This window comes from Methylocapsa sp. D3K7 (assembly GCF_029855125.1).
GTDB lineage: Bacteria > Pseudomonadota > Alphaproteobacteria > Rhizobiales > Beijerinckiaceae > Methylocapsa.
Map to the genome: position 1 here is coordinate 3,606,542 of NZ_CP123229.1, position 17,294 is coordinate 3,623,835.

The 17,294-nt window shown below is 57.1% G+C and carries 13 protein-coding genes; 8 read left to right on the forward strand and 5 right to left on the reverse strand.

Translation table 11 applies throughout. The annotated features are described in order from the left end of the window. Positions 1–174: 174 nt before the first annotated feature. From QEV83_RS16945 to QEV83_RS16960, 4 genes are all read left to right on the forward strand, one after another. Positions 175–1,266, forward strand: coding sequence for an efflux RND transporter periplasmic adaptor subunit (locus QEV83_RS16945; protein WP_280128843.1), 1,092 nt, complete (start codon positions 175–177; stop codon positions 1,264–1,266). Beyond that, on the forward strand, positions 1,263–4,322 hold the full coding sequence (locus QEV83_RS16950; protein ID WP_280128844.1) for an efflux RND transporter permease subunit: 3,060 nt from the start codon (positions 1,263–1,265) through the stop codon (positions 4,320–4,322). Before QEV83_RS16945 ends, QEV83_RS16950 begins: the two co-directional genes overlap by 4 nt. A gap of 367 nt (positions 4,323–4,689) precedes the next feature. After that, positions 4,690–4,866: a hypothetical protein gene (locus QEV83_RS16955; protein WP_280128845.1), complete on the forward strand. Its 177-nt coding sequence runs from the start codon at positions 4,690–4,692 to the stop codon at positions 4,864–4,866. 141 nt (positions 4,867–5,007) lie between these two features. Beyond that, the gene (locus QEV83_RS16960) at positions 5,008–6,054 is read left to right on the forward strand and encodes a GNAT family N-acetyltransferase (RefSeq protein WP_280128846.1); all 1,047 of its coding nucleotides are present in this window, start codon (positions 5,008–5,010) and stop codon (positions 6,052–6,054) included. 247 nt (positions 6,055–6,301) lie between these two features. Here the strand turns inward: QEV83_RS16960 and QEV83_RS16965 are convergent, their stop codons facing one another. Next, positions 6,302–7,771, reverse strand: a complete 1,470-nt coding sequence (locus QEV83_RS16965) for a GntP family permease (RefSeq protein WP_280128847.1) — start codon at positions 7,769–7,771, stop codon at positions 6,302–6,304. 3 nt (positions 7,772–7,774) lie between these two features. Continuing rightward, on the reverse strand, positions 7,775–8,827 hold the full coding sequence (locus QEV83_RS16970) for a patatin-like phospholipase family protein (protein ID WP_280128848.1): 1,053 nt from the start codon (positions 8,825–8,827) through the stop codon (positions 7,775–7,777). Between the two features lie 171 nt (positions 8,828–8,998). Here QEV83_RS16970 and QEV83_RS16975 point away from each other — a divergent pair, with 171 nt between their 5' ends. Then, positions 8,999–9,244, forward strand: coding sequence for a hypothetical protein (locus QEV83_RS16975; RefSeq protein WP_280128849.1), 246 nt, complete (start codon positions 8,999–9,001; stop codon positions 9,242–9,244). A gap of 1,167 nt (positions 9,245–10,411) precedes the next feature. Then, on the forward strand, positions 10,412–10,729 hold the full coding sequence (locus QEV83_RS16980) for a hypothetical protein (RefSeq protein ID WP_280128850.1): 318 nt from the start codon (positions 10,412–10,414) through the stop codon (positions 10,727–10,729). Positions 10,730–10,836: 107 nt separating this feature from the next. On the opposite strand, the gene QEV83_RS16985 is transcribed toward QEV83_RS16980, so the two are convergent. The 3 genes from QEV83_RS16985 to QEV83_RS16995 all read right to left on the reverse strand — a co-directional run bounded on the left by QEV83_RS16985 (position 10,837) and on the right by QEV83_RS16995 (position 14,982). Continuing rightward, positions 10,837–10,962 (reverse strand): hypothetical protein, encoded by a 126-nt coding sequence (locus tag QEV83_RS16985; RefSeq protein ID WP_280128851.1) that lies wholly within the window; start codon positions 10,960–10,962, stop codon positions 10,837–10,839. 383 nt (positions 10,963–11,345) lie between these two features. Further along, on the reverse strand, positions 11,346–12,452 hold the full coding sequence (gene glf / locus QEV83_RS16990) for a UDP-galactopyranose mutase (protein ID WP_280128852.1): 1,107 nt from the start codon (positions 12,450–12,452) through the stop codon (positions 11,346–11,348). Positions 12,453–12,609: 157 nt separating this feature from the next. Continuing rightward, positions 12,610–14,982, reverse strand: coding sequence for an FAD-binding protein (locus QEV83_RS16995; protein ID WP_280128853.1), 2,373 nt, complete (start codon positions 14,980–14,982; stop codon positions 12,610–12,612). 335 nt (positions 14,983–15,317) lie between these two features. Here QEV83_RS16995 and QEV83_RS17000 point away from each other — a divergent pair, with 335 nt between their 5' ends. Next, the gene (locus QEV83_RS17000; protein WP_280131118.1) at positions 15,318–16,520 is read left to right on the forward strand and encodes a flippase; all 1,203 of its coding nucleotides are present in this window, start codon (positions 15,318–15,320) and stop codon (positions 16,518–16,520) included. Between the two features lie 26 nt (positions 16,521–16,546). Next, a complete protein-coding gene (locus tag QEV83_RS17005; protein WP_280128854.1) occupies positions 16,547–17,245 on the forward strand; it encodes a class I SAM-dependent methyltransferase in 699 nt (232 codons plus the stop codon). Positions 17,246–17,294 lie beyond the last annotated feature (49 nt).

A 17,294-nucleotide genomic window follows, 5' to 3' on the forward strand; every position in this document is an offset into this window, starting at 1 on the left:
ATTTGCCGATTGCCAATACGACACATAAGATTCAAAGCCACTCCAGTGGATTCGATGCTCTTCTCAGGCAGCGCGAACAAAGCTATAAATTGGCGATAGCAAAGGCGGCCGCTGGGTGCGTCACAATTGTTTCCACAATTCCACGAGAAGGACCGCATCTTGGCCCCGTGCACGATGAAAGCAAAACGCGGCGCCGCCCGCATATTGTTGTTCTTGCCGGCGATCGTCCTTTTGCTTGCTGGTTGCAAGCAGGAGACAAAGACCGAGGCCCCGCAACCGCGTCCGGTCCGGACAGTGACTGCCGAAAAAAGCGAGATCGGCCAATCGGTGGTGCTCACAGGGCAGATTCAGGCGGAGAAAGAGGCGGCTCTCGCCTTTCGCATCGGCGGCCGGATCATCGAACGCTCCGGCGGCGTCGGCGATCATGTCGAACCCGATCAGGTGCTGGCGAAACTCGACCCTCAAAATGAATTGAACGCCCTGCGCTCGGCGCGCGCGGCTCTCTCCGCGGCGCAAGGGAAACTGGTGCAGGCGCGCAACACGTTCACCCGCCAAGAAACGCTTTTAGCCAGGGGTTTTACGACGAAAGTTTTGTTTGACCAGGCACAGCAGGGGCTGCGTACGGCGCAAGCCCAGGTCGATGACGCCAAGGCGCAATTGGAGATCGCCGAGGATCGCGTGAGCTACACGCAACTCAAGGCGAATGTTGCCGGAACGATCACCGCGCGAGGCGCCGAATCGGGAGAGGTCGTGCAAGCCGGGCAAATGGTTTTCCAAGTGGCCCGGAGGGAGGGCTGGGACGCGGTCTTTGATGTGCCGGCACAAGTGATACGTGCGGCTCCCCCTGATCCCGATATTATCGTCACCCTCACCGACGATCCCACGGTCACGGCGAAGGGGAGGGTGCGTCAGGTCGATCCGCAGGCCGATCCCATCACGCGGACGTTCAAGGTGCGGGTCAGCGTGAGTGATCCGCCCAGCGCCATGCGGCTTGGTGCGACGGTCACGGGACGCATGGACATGGAGTCCGGCAAGGGCATTTCGATTCCCGCCAGCGCGCTTACCATGATCGATCGCGAGCCGGCCCTCTGGATCGTCGATCCCGCCAGCTTGACCGTATCGCTGCGCAAAGTGGACGTGTTGCGCTTTGATCCAGGAACCGTGGTGATTTCGCAAGGATTGGATGGCGGCGAAATCGTGGTGACGGCTGGCGTACAGGCGCTCCACCCAGGCCAAAAGGTCCGTCTGCTCGGAGCGCCTTCGTGACAGGTCCCAATCTTTCCGTATGGGCGCTGACGCATCGATCCTTTGTCATCTTCGCGATGGTCGCGGTGACCATTGCTGGTCTTGCCTCCTACTTCCGGCTCGGTCGCAGCGAAGACCCAGCCTTCACCTTCAGAACGATGATCGTGCAAGCCTCCTGGCCCGGTGCGACACTCGACGATACGCTTCAGCAGGTCACCGAACGGCTCGAACGCAAATTGCAAGAGACCAAGGGGCTCGACTATCTGCGCAGCTATACGAGCCCCGGCATCACCACCATTTTCGTCAATCTCAAAGGATCGACGAAAGCGTCCGAAGTTCCCGACATCTGGTATCAGGTTCGCAAGAACGTCAGTGACATCCGCCACACACTGCCCAGTGGTGTGGTTGGCCCCGGATTCAATGACGACTTTGGCGACACCTATGGCTTGATCTATGGCTTCACGGCGGATGGATTTACGCATCGCGAGCTGCGCGACTATGTCGAGGACATCCGCTCGCGCCTTCTGCAGGTTCCAGACGTGTCGAAGATCGAAATCCTCGGGGTGCAGGACGAGCAGATTTTCGTCGAGTTTTCGACCCAGCAGCTTGCTGGCCTTGGCATCAACCGGGCGGCTTTGATCGCCGCGCTGCAGGCACAGAACGCGGTCAGCCCCGCGGGCTCGCTGCAGACTGGTAACGAAAAGCTTTTGATCCGCGTCTCTGGTGCGTTCCGCTCCGAAAATGACATTCTCGATGTGAATTTTCTCTCCAACGGACGGCTGATCCGGCTGCGCGACATCGCCGAAGTGCGCCGCGCCCTTGCCGATCCGCCGCAGCCGATGTTCCGCGTCAATGGCAAGCCTGCCATCGGTCTCGCCATTGCCATGCGTGACGGCGGCGATATATTGGCGCTCGGCCGCAATGTAAAAAAGGCGGTGGACGAGAGCGTCGCCGATCTGCCCCTCGGCATCGATGCGACGCTGGTGTCCGATCAGCCAGTCGTCGTCAAAACCGCCATCGGCGAGTTCATGGAATCGCTCTGGCAGGCGATCGCCATCATCATGGCGGTAAGCGTCGTCAGTCTCGGCATAAGGCCGGGCGCGGTCGTCGCGCTGTCGATTCCCCTGACGATGGCAATCATTTTCCCGATTATGGAATTGCTTGGCATCGATCTCCAGCGCATTTCGCTCGGCGCCCTCATCATCGCCCTGGGTCTGCTCGTCGATGACGCAATGACGACGGTCGATGTCATGACGTCCCGCTTGGCTGCGGGCGACAGCAAGGAGGAATCCGCGACCTTCGCCTATAAGACGCTGGCCTTTCCCATGCTGACCGGCTCGTTCGTCACGGCCGCGGGCTTCGTGCCGATCGGTTTTGCACGGAGCGCGGCGGGGGAATATACGTTCTCGATCTTTGCTGTTGTCTCGCTCGCACTCATCGTCTCCTGGTTTGTCGCTGTTCTGTTTGCGCCCTTGTTGGGCGTCTGGCTTCTCAAGAAACCGGAGACAAAGGAGCCCGCGCAACAAAGTGTGATCTTGCGCATGTTCCGGTCGATCCTCGTCGGCGCGATGCGGATGCGCTGGCTCACCATCGCGTTGACACTGGCCTGTTTCGCGGCCTCTCTCCTGGCGCTGCCCTATGTGCCACGGCAATTTTTTCCGGCATCCGACCGGCCGGAACTTGTCGTCGATCTGACGTTGCCGCAAAACGCCTCGATCTACGCCAGCGATCAGGCGGCGGCGAAACTCGACGCCATCCTTAAGGACGATCCGGACGTTGCGAGCTGGAGCACCTATGTCGGGCGCGGAGCCATCCGCTTTTATCTTCCGCTCAATGTGCAATTGGCCAATGATTTTTTCTCGCAAGCCGTCGTCATCGCCAAGAACATCGCGGCGCGGGAGCGGCTCCATGCGCGGCTTGAAAAAACACTTGCGGAGCAACTGCCGAGCGTCGTCGCCCGCGTTTCACCGTTGGAGCTTGGGCCGCCCGTCGGCTGGCCGGTGCAATACAGAGTCAGCGGGCCCGACCTTGCGGAGGTGCGCGCGATTGCTTTGCGGCTTGGGCAAGTCATGGGTACGGACTCAAATGTCCGGCTGGTCAATTTCGATTGGATAGAGCCGGCCCGTAAAGTGCGCATCCAAATCGATCAGGATCAAGCCCGGCTTTTGGGCCTGAGTTCGCAGGCCCTCGCCGAAGTGTTGAACACTGTGATGACCGGGACGCCGGTCACCCAGGTTCGCGACAACATCTATCTCGTCAACGTCGTCACCCGCGCGCAGGATGAGCAGCGTGTGTCGCTCTCGACCTTGCGCGCCCTGCAGCTGCCTCTGCCGAATGGACGCACGGTGCCGCTGAGCCAAGTCGCAAGCTTCGATTTCGAGCAAGAATTTCCGCTGATCTGGCGGCGCCAGCGCGTGCCGACCTTGACGGTGCAAGCCGATATCGCCTCTGGTGCAACCCCAGAAGCGGCGGTTCGGTCCCTCGCTCCGGCTGTCGAAAAGCTCAATGCAGGCCTGCCGAAAGGCTATCACATCGAGGTTGGCGGGACTGTCGAGGAAAGTGCGCAATCGCAAGCCTCGGTCTTCGCCAAGGTGCCCTTGATGCTGTTCCTCATGCTCCTGTTCCTTATGGCGCAGTTGCACAGTTTCAGCCGCTTGGCTTTGGTCTTGTGCATTGTGCCGATGGGTCTCATCGGGATCGTCACGGCGCTGCTCATTTTCGGGCGGCCGCTCGGTTTCGTCGCGATCCTCGGCATTCTGGCGCTGATGGGGATGATCGCCCGCAACGCGGTGATCCTCATCGAGCAGATCGAGACCGAGCGGGCGGAAGGGCAGGGGCCTTGGGACGCGGTGGTGCTTGGCACCTTATCGCGATTCCGGCCGATCATGCTGACGGCGATTTCAACGGTGCTCGGATTTATTCCGATCGCTCCGACCGTATTCTGGGGGCCGATGGCTTTTGCGATCATGGGCGGCCTCTTCGTCGCGACCATGCTGACGCTGATCGTCCTGCCCGCGCTCTATGTCGCTTGGTTCCGCGTTAAGGAGCCTTTGGCCGAAGGCACAGCTCCTCGTTGACAAATTAAAATGTTCGCCCCACCATGGCAGCAATAAGATACATAGGGAGAGACCAGTGAAATTCCTCAGCGTATTATTTTTTGGTGCTGCTATCGTTTTTGCACCATGCGCGGCCTCCGCGGCAAGCCACAAATCCCATCACTCCTCGCGGCATAATCATTCCATGCACCATGGTACCTCGGGCTGGCATCACCATCACCACCACCACCATGGAAGCCATCGCGTGGGTCACCATGGCGCCAGTCCGAGGAGTCCGGAAGGCTCTGGTAGCCATTGAGGGCATTACGGTCAGGTCCTCAATAAGCATCGGCCCCTCGACATTTTCTCTGGCAGCTGCTTGGCGTGAAGACGTCAAGGGCGAGACGGATTGTCTTCCGCGCTCGGATCCATTCCGATCGCGCCGACGGTGTTCTGGGGGCCGATGGCTTTTGCGATCATGGGAGGCCTGTTCGTAGCGACGATGCTGACGCTGATCGTCCTCCCCGCGCTCGATGTCGCTTGGTTCCGCATCAAGGAGCCGGCGCGGGAGCAGGCGGCGGCATGAGTAGGGGCGGCTTCGCACCGGTCATTTGTGGATAATTCAAGATTTGCGACATACAATCGGGAACCTGCAGCATAACGGACTTCAGCGAATGTATTGCAGAAGTGCTACAAACTGAGTTTATTTAAAGCGGCCTCAACGGCAATGAACGAAATTACCATCACACGATTCCATCCCCGCAAAGCTTACCCTAAGGACTGGCTACAGTATCATATTTTTAGGAAGGAGCGCCACGAAGAGGCTGAGCCAGATCGTTCGTTGTTGCCGGATTCTGAGATCGAAGAGACAAAAAAGAAGGAGCATCCCTTCGGGGACATTTATGAGTGGGTGGCACGCGGCGATGGCGTGATCATCGCCAATGCTGTGACGTTCATCCAAAGACCCTATACACCGGGCTACACCGAACGGGCTAAATACTTGGGCTTCTATTGTGAGGTCCTGTCGGGCTGGCGACGACAGGGCATTGGCAAGCAAATGCTCGGGAAAATTTATGAACTGATGTGCGCCCACGGCAAAGCGCTATTGACGGTCAGTTCCGACGAAATGGATGGACATGGGTTCCTCAAGCATATAGGCGCGTCGGAACGGAGTACGTCGATACAAAGTCGCGTCGCATTGGATCAGGTTGCGTGGGACTCTATCCTTGATTGGGAAAATGTTGCTCTGAAGGCCTGCCCGGGAGGAAGATTCGTCACCTTCGCTAGCAGGATTCCGGAAGATCAATTGGCATCCTTCTTACCTATCGTTGGCAATTTGATGGAAGACATGCCATTAGATGAATTGGATCATCCCCCAATTGTACTGACTGTAGAGGAGTACCATGAGTGGTACCACCAGCTTAATAGGTTAGGCGGAGCCAATCCTTTTATCTTTTTGTGTGATATCGATGGTTCGATCTGCGGCGCAACCGCGACCGATTGGCCCTCCCGATCAGAGAGTGAGGCAATGAGCTACATGACGGCGGTGAGGAAAGATTTGCGGGGGCGTGGCATCGCTAAAGGGTTGAAGGCAGCTATGTTGCGTCACCTCAAACAATGCCATCCGACAATCACCCACGTCGGCACGTTCAACGCCAGGTCCAATCATGCGATGCTTCAGATCAACCGAGCACTTGGCTTTGCCGCCGTTCGCGATTTGGGCACCTACCAGATCAGTATTGATAAAATTGGCTCGTACCTGAATGCCCGTTAACATCTTATCTGCGGACCGTTCTCGTTATTTGGTGCGAGGTGACTCATGGGCAAGCCTCGAGTAATCGTTTTGTTGGACAGCCTCGCTGCGCGCCATCCAGCCGCCAAAAATACCAAATTTCCGCGCTATCCCACTCAATCGTAGTGCGCGAGATGGACGCGTCCTTGTAAGGTTTTCTGGCCCAATCGGACAAAAATGTTTCACGTGAAACGTTTTGGTACGATTTCTCCTTCCAATCGGACAAGATTTAAAACGACCCGAAAGCCGTGCCCAACCCAATCACCACGGCGAGCGCGACAAGCGAACTGACGATCCCAACCATGACGATGTCGAAATAACTTTCCTTGTGCGTCGCGCCGCAGACGGCGAGCACAGTGACGACGGCGCCATTGTGCGGCAGCATGTCGAGCGTACCTGCGCCAATGACGGCAACGCGATGCATTAGCCCCGGGTCGATGCCTTGCTCGGCGGCGATCTTCATATAAGCGCCGCCAAGCGAATCGAGCGCAATCGTTAGCCCGCCCGACGCCGAGCCGGTCAGCGCGGCAAGAACATTGGTTGCCACCGCCAGAGAAACCAAAGGGCCGCCTTCGATGCCGAGTACCCGGTTGCGCACCATTTCAAAAGCGGGCAGTGCCGCGATCACCGAGCCGAAGCCGACAAGACTGGCGACGCTCAAGACGGGCAGGGCGGAGGCATTGACACCGGCGTCCATCGATGCCCGCAGCGACGGCAGCCGCCGGAAATTGATGGCGATCAGCACGGCAATCGCCGCTGCGAGCGCGGTGACGACGGCCCAAACGCCGCCGACGGCGGAGAGCGAGGTCGCTCCCCAGGCTTCTTCCGTGAGATAGGAGGCGTCGAGGCGGGGCAATAGGACGAGCGACATGATTAGATTGACGGCGATGACGATGATCAGCGGCAGGACGGCAAGGGCGACCGGCGGTTCCCTTGCGCTTTGCGCGCTATGGGCGATCTCGGCTGGATCAAAGGTGCTTGCGGTTGTCGTCCGCTCCCGGACGATGAGATCTTCCGCGGCATGGCTGGCGGGTGTTGAATCTCCTCCCGAGGCCGCGTCCTCGCCATAGCCTTCGCCCTTGCGCCGGGCCTTCGCCTCCGTGCGGGAAAGCCACCAAAGGCCAAACCCCAGCATGATGGCCGAGGCGATGATTCCAAGGCCCGGCGCGGCGAAGGGAGTCGTGCCGAAGAACGGCATTGGGATGGCGTTTTGGATCGCAGGCGTTCCAGGCAATGCCGACATCGTAAAGGTGGAGGCGCCGAGCATGATCGCCGCAGGCATCAAACGTTTTGGAATATCGGCCGAGCGAAACAGCGCGTGTGCCATCGGAGCGATGACGAAGAAGGCAACGAACAGGCTGACGCCGCCATAGGTGACGAGAGCACCGGCGAGAACCACTGCCAGCACTGCCCGTTTGGCGCCGAGGCGTTCGGTCATAAAGTTGGCAATGGATGTTACGGAGCCGCTGTCTTCCATCAGCTTGCCGAACAGCGCGCCGAGGAGAAAAATCGGGAAAAATTGCATGATGAAGCGTGCGGCGCTTCCCATGAAGGTTTGCGTCCAATGGGCGAGCAATGGCTCGCCAGCCAGTCCCGCCGCGAGGACAGCGGCGGCGGGCGCGAGAAGCAGAATACTCCAGCCACGATAGGCGAGCCAGATCAAGAGACCAAGAGAAACCAGAATGCCCAGAAGTCCCATCTGTCAGACCTGTTCCAACAAGGCGTCGATATCGAGGGTTGAGCGGTTCCCGAGGTCCCTGCCATGCGTCTCAAGAAACACGTGCGCCGACCTTCGCCCCTCCGCGTGCAGGAGCGTAAAGAACTCCCATTCCGCATTGAGCTTGGAGGAGGCGCCAAGCCCGGTCAACATCTCGCTTCCGATGCGATGAATCCGCATGCCAGCCCATTGCGCGCCTTCGCTGTTGCCTGGATCGGCAACCTGTCGGAGGAGCGCCATCATGCGCAGCTCCTTCAGAAGGACAGCATTGAAGGAGACCTCATTCAACCGGTTGAGAATATCTGGAGCCGTGCGCGCGGGCTCGTTGCGTTCGATCGGGTTGATCTGTACGAGAATCGTGTCCCGCGATTTGCACTCACGGATGAGGGGGGTCATCGTCGGATTGCCGGAATAACCACCGTCCCAATAAGGTTCGCCGTCGATCTCTATGGCCTGGAACATGGTAGGCAGACAGGCCGAGGCAAGCAGAACGTCCGGCGTAATGGTGCCGTTTTTAAACACGTGTCCGCGGCCGGTCCGGACATTGGTGGCGGTGATGAAGAGCTTTATGGAAGATTGCGCCAACCGTTCGAAATCGACGAGATCGGCCAGAATCTCGCGCAATGGATTTGTCCCCTTCGGGTTCAATTGATAGGGCGAGACCAGCCGCGACATGAGGTCCATCGCCACATACATGGGCGAGGAGTCCAGCGTCCAGCGGCCAAGGATCACATCGAGCGGTCCGCGCTTGAATGGGCTGAAGCGAGCCGCCTCCGAGACGCGGCGCCAAAATTTCTCGAGTGCCTCCCGCGCGCCCGCAGGCCCGCCCTTGGCATAGCCGTCGGCGAGCACCGCGGCATTCATGGCGCCCGCCGATGTGCCGGAAATGCCGTCGATTTCAAGCCAAGGCTCTTCGAGCAAACGATCGAGGACACCCCAGGTGTACGCCCCATGCGAGCCGCCGCCTTGCAGTGCAAGATCAACGAGGACGGGAGTGCGTGTTATCGCGGCCTTGGACTTAACCGGTTCTCCGGGCATCAAACCTCAAGGAAAAGCGTCGGGACCGGTCCTGTTTAAGTCATCTCAGCCGGGGTGTCATTCACTTCACCGCTTTTTCGCGCGCGGCGCAGGGCCGCAGACAAGCCGGCGTTGCTATGGACTTTGCCAGAGCCGCCCTAATTTTTGTGACTGTTTGTAGGGAGGAGCCTCATGACAGCAGTTGATCGCCGAAATGTTTTAAGGGTGATGCTGGGCGGTGCCGTCGTCGCCACTGCCGGATTGGCGTTGATACCTGTGCCAGCTGAATCTGCGCCATTAGCGGCAAGCAGGAATCTTTTCGCCGCGACAGAGAACCCCGTGGATGAGGCGGTTGTCGTCGTGCGCAGGCGCCGCCGCCGCCGCAGAGTGTGCTGGTGGCGCAGAGGACGCCGTATTTGCCGCTGGCGCTGGGTCTGACGTTGAAGGCTGGCCGGTGAATCACGCTTGGACACCGGCCAGCAAAATCCATTCGCCACTGGCCGATGGCTTTCCATCATTTTTTGATCCCAGCTCTCGCCATGGGAGCCATGACGGGTCCACGCTGGTTGGCCAAGCGCTTTCCAAATTTTCTGACTATGGGAGAAACACCTTGGTTTCGAATGGTCAGATCACTTTCAAAATTCCTTCGGAAAACTGCTTTATGCATCGGGCCTTGCACTTTGCAATCAATGCCCGGCGTTGCCAATTGGTTCAAATTACGCCACTGTGAGACCCCGTCCCTGATCATCTGTGGGAATTGGGCCAAGCAAGGAAAGTCAAGCAAAGACAAGAGAGGAAACGTGCAATGAGGATGACGATTCAAAGATTCGCGGGTGTGTGCTTCGGAGCGGTGCTTGCGATGGTGATCAGCGTGGACGTGGATGCCGCCCCTCTAAACACTTCGCAAGGCCCAGCGGAAATTTCTGCTTCCGACGGCTTGGTCGTGCAAGTGACGACTCGCACGAGAGTGAGGCGTCGCGGCCATCGAGTTCCCAGACAAATGGTCCACCGCCACAGAGCACCGGTCCACCGCGCCAACTAGCGGACGGTTGACATACCGTCATCCGACGCGAACTGCTCTATCGCCTTAACCCATGGGCCGCGATTGGCGGCCCATGGTGACTTTACTCTCGCCGGACCCATAAAATTGTTGTCTCGCCGCTCTCTCTTGTCCGCTCTTTTTGCCATGGGGGCGGTTACAAGCGCCGCTGCGGCTCTTGCGCCCGTTGCGCCATCGAAGGCCGGTGGCCAGACTCATTCAGGCCGTTCCATCTCCATCATACCTCCCCATCGCGGCCCCCTGCAGCAACGCCGCGCCAAACGGAGGCGGCACCGCAGGGAGCAGAACCATTGATGGCTCCTCAACGGTCTTTTGCCGGGCAAGTCCATGTTCACCTCCAACGCTGCTTGTCCCTTCTAGCAACTTCTTTGGCTGTGTGAGCCGTTCGTCTGGCAATGCCAGGAGGCCCGATGGTCTCAGCCGTAAGCGCCAAGGAAAGAACGCAAGTTCTTCTCACTTTGATCACGAATTGAGGGCATTAAAATCCGGCGCGATGTAACTTCGCGGGGATTGCCGCCATGCGTGGTGGGGAGGGCTGGGGAGACATGCGTAAATCACTTGCAATCATGATCGCGATCGCCGGAATATCCTTTGCGCCGGTTGCCGCGCATGCGCAAGAGCGGCTTGGAGATGGAGCGATGGGTGCGCTTGCAGGCGCCCTCGTCGGCGGCCCCGTTGGCTTAATTGCGGGCGGCGTCGTAGGTTATACCGCCGGGCCATCGATAGCGTCGAGTTGGGGCCTCAGGGGGCACAGGCATTACCGCCGCGCGCATTACAGCGGACGCGCGTCTGCCCACACACATCCGCGCTCAAACCCGCGGGAGAACCGGCCCTTGAGCCAATCCCCGCCGCAATCCCTCTGACAAAGTTCAGTGTTGGAGAGGCAGGAGGAGCAGCGATTCTAAACGCGGCCCGCCCTCTTATATCAATGCCTCATCTGAACTGAGACATCGTTTATATTGTCGCGAGATCACCAGCCTGGCAGCGTCCGGACTTTGCTATGGAGGTGGCCGGCAATCCAGACGATCCCAAAGAGAGTGATGAGAGCGAAGGGGGACAGCAGATAGCTTATCAACAGAATTTGGACGATGGTCATATCAACCCCGCACAATGAACAACACAGGCCTTTGCCGCGCGCGCGGCTTGGACATTTCCGGGCCCGCGCGGTCTGGTGATTCTTCAAGACATGGCAATCCGAGACTTGCTTCTTCGTGGCCTCGCCTGCGGCCGGCGTCATAAATCTTCTGTGCGATATTTCGAATTTCTTCCGCTTTTGGAGTTGGCTGCTCCCAAATTCCGACCCGCATCACTCGACCTCTAATAAAACTCTTGGAATTCGCGGACCGTAATTGCAAATGGCCCCGTTCAACATCACCCATTTGAGAGGGAGTCAGCGTTTCTCTCTTGCCGCAAATGGGTCCGGCCGACGTGTTGCCCGCGGTGCGCAGTAGCGCCGCGCTCAATGCAAGCGGTCATCAATCAAGCGGGCGAGACGCCAAGCTTTTTCTCGGTCATGGCGAGAGCGGCGGCGACGACCTGGTCCATATTGTAATAACGATATTCGGCAAGGCGGCCCGCAAAATGCACGCCCGGTTCGGCGGCGGCCAATGCGGCATAACGTTTGAAGAGTGCTTCGTTGTCAGGCCGGGGGATCGGGTAATAAGGATCGCCCTTCGATTCCGGATATTCCCTGACAATGGACGTTCCCGCATGAGTCTGCCCGGTCAGATGTTTGAACTCCGTAATTCTGGTGTAGGCATGATCATTTGGATAGTTGACGGTTCCAACCTGCTGCTGGCGCGCGACATTGGACAAATGCTCATGTTCAAAGCGCAAACTGCGGTACGGCAGGTGGCCGTAACGGTAATCGAAATAAGCGTCGATTGGCCCCGTGAAGATAATTTGCTGAGCGGAAAGTGACGCGCGAACGGCGAAAAAATCGGTCGCGAGTCGTATTTCGATGTTTGGATGATCGAGCATTCGCTCGAACATCTTCGTATAGCCCTGCGCTGGCATAAACTGATACGTATCCGAGAAATAGCGGTCGTCGTCATTGGTGCGTGTCGGAATGCGCGCGGCGACCCCCGCTGAAAGTTCTGAGAGGTCGAGGCCCCATTGCTTACGTGTATAGCCGCGGAAAAATTTTTCACAGAGATCCTCTCCAACGCTGGCGAGGACCACGTCCTCGCTGGTCTTGATCTCGTCTTTCGGGATTCGGACTTTCTCGAAATACGCGGCGGCGCCGGCCTCGTCCAGATCGAGACCATACAGGGCATTCAATGTCAGCCGGTTAATTGGCAAGGGGTAGAGTTTGCCATTGGCCTGAGCAAGCACCCGATGCTCGTAAAACCGCCAGTCGGTAAAGCGGCTGAGATAAGCGAAAACCCGCTTCGAATTGGTATGGAAAATATGCGGTCCGTAAGGATGAATGAGAATCCCGTTTGCGTCGTAGGTATCAAAGGCATTGCCGCCGATATGCGGTCTGCGGTCAATGATGAGTATGCGTTTGCCGCTGGCCGCGAGTCTTTCCGCGCAGGTTGCGCCAGCAAAACCCGCTCCGGCGATAAGGAAATCATAAGTGGTCACCCGGCTCTCCGATCGGATCGAACTTTATTCAATGCATATCCTCGATTACGAATTGATTGATTCGGATGGAGAAGGCGAAAAGTCTCGTATTCGTGTCGGAGTCTTAAACGACGCGGTAGCGAAGCATCAACACCCAAGTGGGGTGCATCCAGCTTGGTCATAGGTGCTGCGCGGGAAAGATAGAAAAGGTTCCGCCAGGGTCAAGACGGGACCTCACGGCCTCAAACTGGTTCCATAGTGGGAAAGCCCTCTTCATGTAATCCAGATCAGGCAACTGGTGAAACTTGCCCCAATGTGGCCGTCCGTGTAACTCGCGCATCAGGTGCTCGAACGGGGCGAATACCTCGTCCTTAACATCCACGTCGACCGACCACGCAAGATTGAACGAAACGCTATCACATTCGGCATTCGGCCCGAGGAAAGAATGGCTGTTGCCCTTGAGAAATTTCATTTCTACAATCTGCCCGCTGTGCAAAGCCGCAAATTGGGTGCTCCGTATACGCTCCACCGCGGAATCAATTTCCGAAAGTGGAACGCTGTATTGCATACTCACGTCAATTTGACCTGTGCCACACCCAGGCTTCCCCCCATCCGGGTTCCAACCGGCGCCGTCGCCAACGACGTAGCGGCGAAAGCCTTGGGCCGGTTTCGCCGATGTTTCGAAGCACTCCACCCGGACTTTGTCGGCACCAAGGCGCCAGTGACCCCACACGTGTTCGTAGCGAGCAAAAATTGCGGGCCGCTCAGCAAGGAATTGCCCCAAATCCATATTGAGTTCGACCATCCGAACCCACGGCATCGGTACGACTTCCAGTTCCAGTTCAACAATCACTCCCAACATGCCCACCGCCAACCTGGCAGCGCGGAGTTCTTCGATAGGGGATGCCGGGCCAAATTGTCTCAGTTCTCCTGAGGCAAGCACCATCTTCATTGATCTGACGGAGTCGGACAACGTTCCCCAATTCGGGCTGGTCCCGTGTGTACCGGTTGACACAGCACCGCCGATAGTAGCAACCGTAATATAGGCAAGCGAGGGCAGCGCGAGGCCGCGTTGAGCCAGAGCACGAGTGAGATCGCCGAGGCGGACGCCGGCCTCCACGTTGACGGTGTTCTGCTTTGTGTCCACGCGCAGGATTCGGTTCAATTGGCTCAGCCGCAGGCTGACATCGCGTGTCACCAGTTCGGGTGCCCACGAGTGCGCCACCCCTATGGGCCGGATCCGCAATCCCGCCGAGACAGCCTCACGCACAGCCGAGCTGACCTCCGCCACCGAACCGCAGTCGACGATATGTTTAGGCGTAAAGATCTGGATGCCGTTGTAGATGGCAATCTGCGGGCCGCTCCCGTGCAATGCCGGATAAAGAGAAGATGGGCTGATCGGCCTCCCGCTTCGACTTGATTCGATCATCGCCTCGATGACCGCCAAATCGCGAAGTGCCTCAGAGGGAGAACTGTGAAGCGGCGAGCCATGTCGAATGACCCCCAAGCAATCTGTCAGGAGTCGTTCGACACCGCCATTGAAAGAATCGTCTACGTCGATCTGCCGCTCGCCCTGTGAATTTCTGAGCAGAATCCGGTTGCGGTGAAAGTCAACTTCAAGAGATCCCTCCGAACCGATCACTGTGAGCGCCGCAACGGAGGGTCCGGTCTCCGGTGCGGCAAAAGAGAGTTGAAAGCTGCCCTCCGCTCCCCTCGCGAAGGAAATTACCGAGGTAACGCCGTCAGCCGGCGGAAGATGCGCCCTGCGTTGACTGACGACGGCGCTGACGGAATCAATCTCCCCAGCGATCCGACGCAGCAGCGCGATGAAATGAACGCCCCAATCCAGGATATGCCCGCCCGGGTAATCAGGGGGTTCCCGCCAGCCGAAATTCCTAGGCCCCACATAGGTTATCAAGGAAAAGTTAACGGTTTCGGGCAGCCCGATATGACTATTTTTAATTAATTGCTCTGCTAATAGGGTGGTGTTTTTGAAGCGCCAATTTTCCGCCACCGCCCAAAGCGGTCGGCGTTCAAGGAGGGCATAATCGCTCAACAAGTCGAGGCACTGCGCAACCGTCGGCGCGCATGGCTTTTCACTAATGACATGTTTTCCCGCGCGCAACGACGCGCGGACTGCCTCCGGCACCGCGGGTATGGGCAGCACCAAGTCGACGATATCGATTTCCGGGTCGCCGAGGACAGACTCGAGACTTGTGTATTTTTTCAGGCCTTGTGCCTGATAGGTCTCGCTCGCGCGAGCCAGCGACTCTTGCGACCGACTGCACAGGGCCACGAGTTCGACGAGGCCAGCCTTTTCGAGTTTTCGCAACGCCGGCAGATGCACGCTGACAGCGAATTCGCCGCAGCCCACCAATGCCAAGCGTGGCGGCGAACTTGACGAGGGCGCATAGACTGCAGGAGAAATCTCCTCCTCAGCGGCACGCTTTCCTGGGGTCATGCGCCGAAAAGTTGCCTTGATCGCCCGCCATTTTTGCCGCAGAGGTTTGCGTGCGAAGCGGACTAGCTTCGCTTTAGCATCGAAGTTCATTGATTTTTGACCCCCAATGAATGTTCAACATTGACCCCCGAGATCGGGTTGTCAATCAGCAACGAAAAGGGAACCAGATGTGCTTGCAAAAAGTCGATTGGCCCTGTGAGGATAATTTGCTGAGCCGAAAGTGACGCGCGAACGGCGAAAAAATCGGTCGCGAGTCTGGGTCTCCGATCGGATCGAGCTTTATTCAACTTATCTAAGGAATATGCGACAGCTTATTTAAATGTCACTTCGCTGAGCTCTTTTGTTACAATGAATTGAGAACATTTCGTTTTGAAGAGGAGCGGCCGTTGCGCCATCTGGGCAAAAATATCGCGGCACTGTTCGTTTTGCAAGCCAGCGTCTACATAGTTCCGCTCATCACGACTCCTTATCTCGCGCGAACTCTCGGTGTGGCCAATTTTGGCCTTCTGGGAGTGGCCTCGGCCATCGTCAGCTACGTCTCGCTCCTCAGCGATTGGGGATTCGCATTCACGGCGACACGAGAGACCGCTCGCCACGCCGGGGACCCCGTCGCTCTGCGCAAAATTTTATGGGATACTCTGCTTGCCAAGGGGATGCTCTGCGGCGTTGGCCTCACGATTTTTCTCATAGTTATATCAATAGTTCCGCAATGGCGCGGAATAGTGCCGCTGCTCCTGATATACGCGTTGACCCCAATCACTGGCGTTTTTGGCGTGGGCTGGTTTTTGCAGGGTATGGAGAAAATGGTTGGCTATGCAACCGTTTCTCTCATCGGCCGCTTCACCTACGTCCCTCTCATCTTGTTGTTCGTTCATTCGCCACAAGATGTTCTCATCGTTGCAGCGATCCAAAGCGGAACCTCGGTCGTTTCCGTCATCGCGTCGCTGGTGGTGGCCAGCCGCAAAGTGCCGCTTTTGCCTATCCATCTCGACTTTAGGGCGGCGTTGCGGCAGATCAAACTAGGCATGCCTGTGTTCATCTCAACGGGCGGGATTAGCCTCTACACCCAGTCCAACATCATTCTCGTCGGAACAATCGCAGGCCCCATTCAAGCCGGTCTTTATAGCGGCGGGGAGAAGATACAAAGAGCACTGCAAGGTCTCGCCGGGCCGATCAGCGCGGCAGTCTATCCCCGTATTAACAATTTGTTGGTTTCAAACCCTGGTGAAGCGCATAAACTTATGAGATGGACACTCATCGGCCAAGGCGGTTTGACATTGTGTATGAGCATCGCAATGTTCCTTTCTGCCGATATCATCACGACTGTGTTTCTCGGCAATCAGTATGCGAACGCCGTCCCGGTTATTCGCTGGTTGTCGGCCATTCCATTTTTGACCGGGATTAATAACTCCCTGGGAGTGAACATGATGTTTCCCTTCGGGATGAACGCGGAAGTTGCCCGCATCACGGTGGCAAGCGGAGTTTTCAATCTCGTGATGCTCTCATTGTTGACCTATGAAATGGGAGCCGTCGGAGCTGCGATTTCCATCGTCATGACCGAAATATTCGTCACATTGGCAGAGGCCTGGATAATCTATGCAAAACGAAAGGTTGTTTTTTCAAAGTGACTAAACGTGGATTTGTTGGAGGCAGAATGAAAGCCTTGGCAAGTAGGTTGGTGAACCGCTTCTCAGGACGCCTTTCTAAGCCCCGTCCTTTTACAAAAAACACAGATTCATTTGATTTACGAGAGATTGCAACTTTCGTAGCGGCTCTTGAATCCGCTAGTTACTATACGAAGCATATGCTCAAATGTAAGTCATTTGAATGCGCTCCGGACTTACTCACGCACGCTTTATCCTTGGTGAAACTTCCTGGCATTATTTGTGAATTTGGCGTGGCAACGGGAACGACGATAAACCATATTGCGCGCCTCTCGGGAGGCAGGATCATCCATGGATTCGATGGGTTCACCGGTTTACCCGAGGATTGGCGAAGCGGGTTTCAAGCGGGCAAATTTGCTCAACACATACCCGCTGTGGAAAAAAACGTCACATTGCATGTTGGGCTGTTTTCAGAAACTTTGCCTCAGTTTGTTTCATCTCTCCAAGAGGATGTGGCTTTTCTTCACGTTGACTGCGATCTCTACTCGTCCACCAAAGAAATATTTTTCTATTTGGGAAACAGAATAAAGCCAGGGACAGTCATCGTTTTTGATGAATATATGAATTTTCCAGGATGGAAAAATGATGAATGGAAAGCATTTCGTGAATTTATTTCGTCATCGAAGCTCAAATATAAATATGTCGGCTTGGTGCCTTCGCATCAACAAGTTGCCGTCGTGATTGAATAAGATTTAGCGGCCGCGTTTTGTCCAGGAGTTGAGTCGGGCGCTGGCCTCT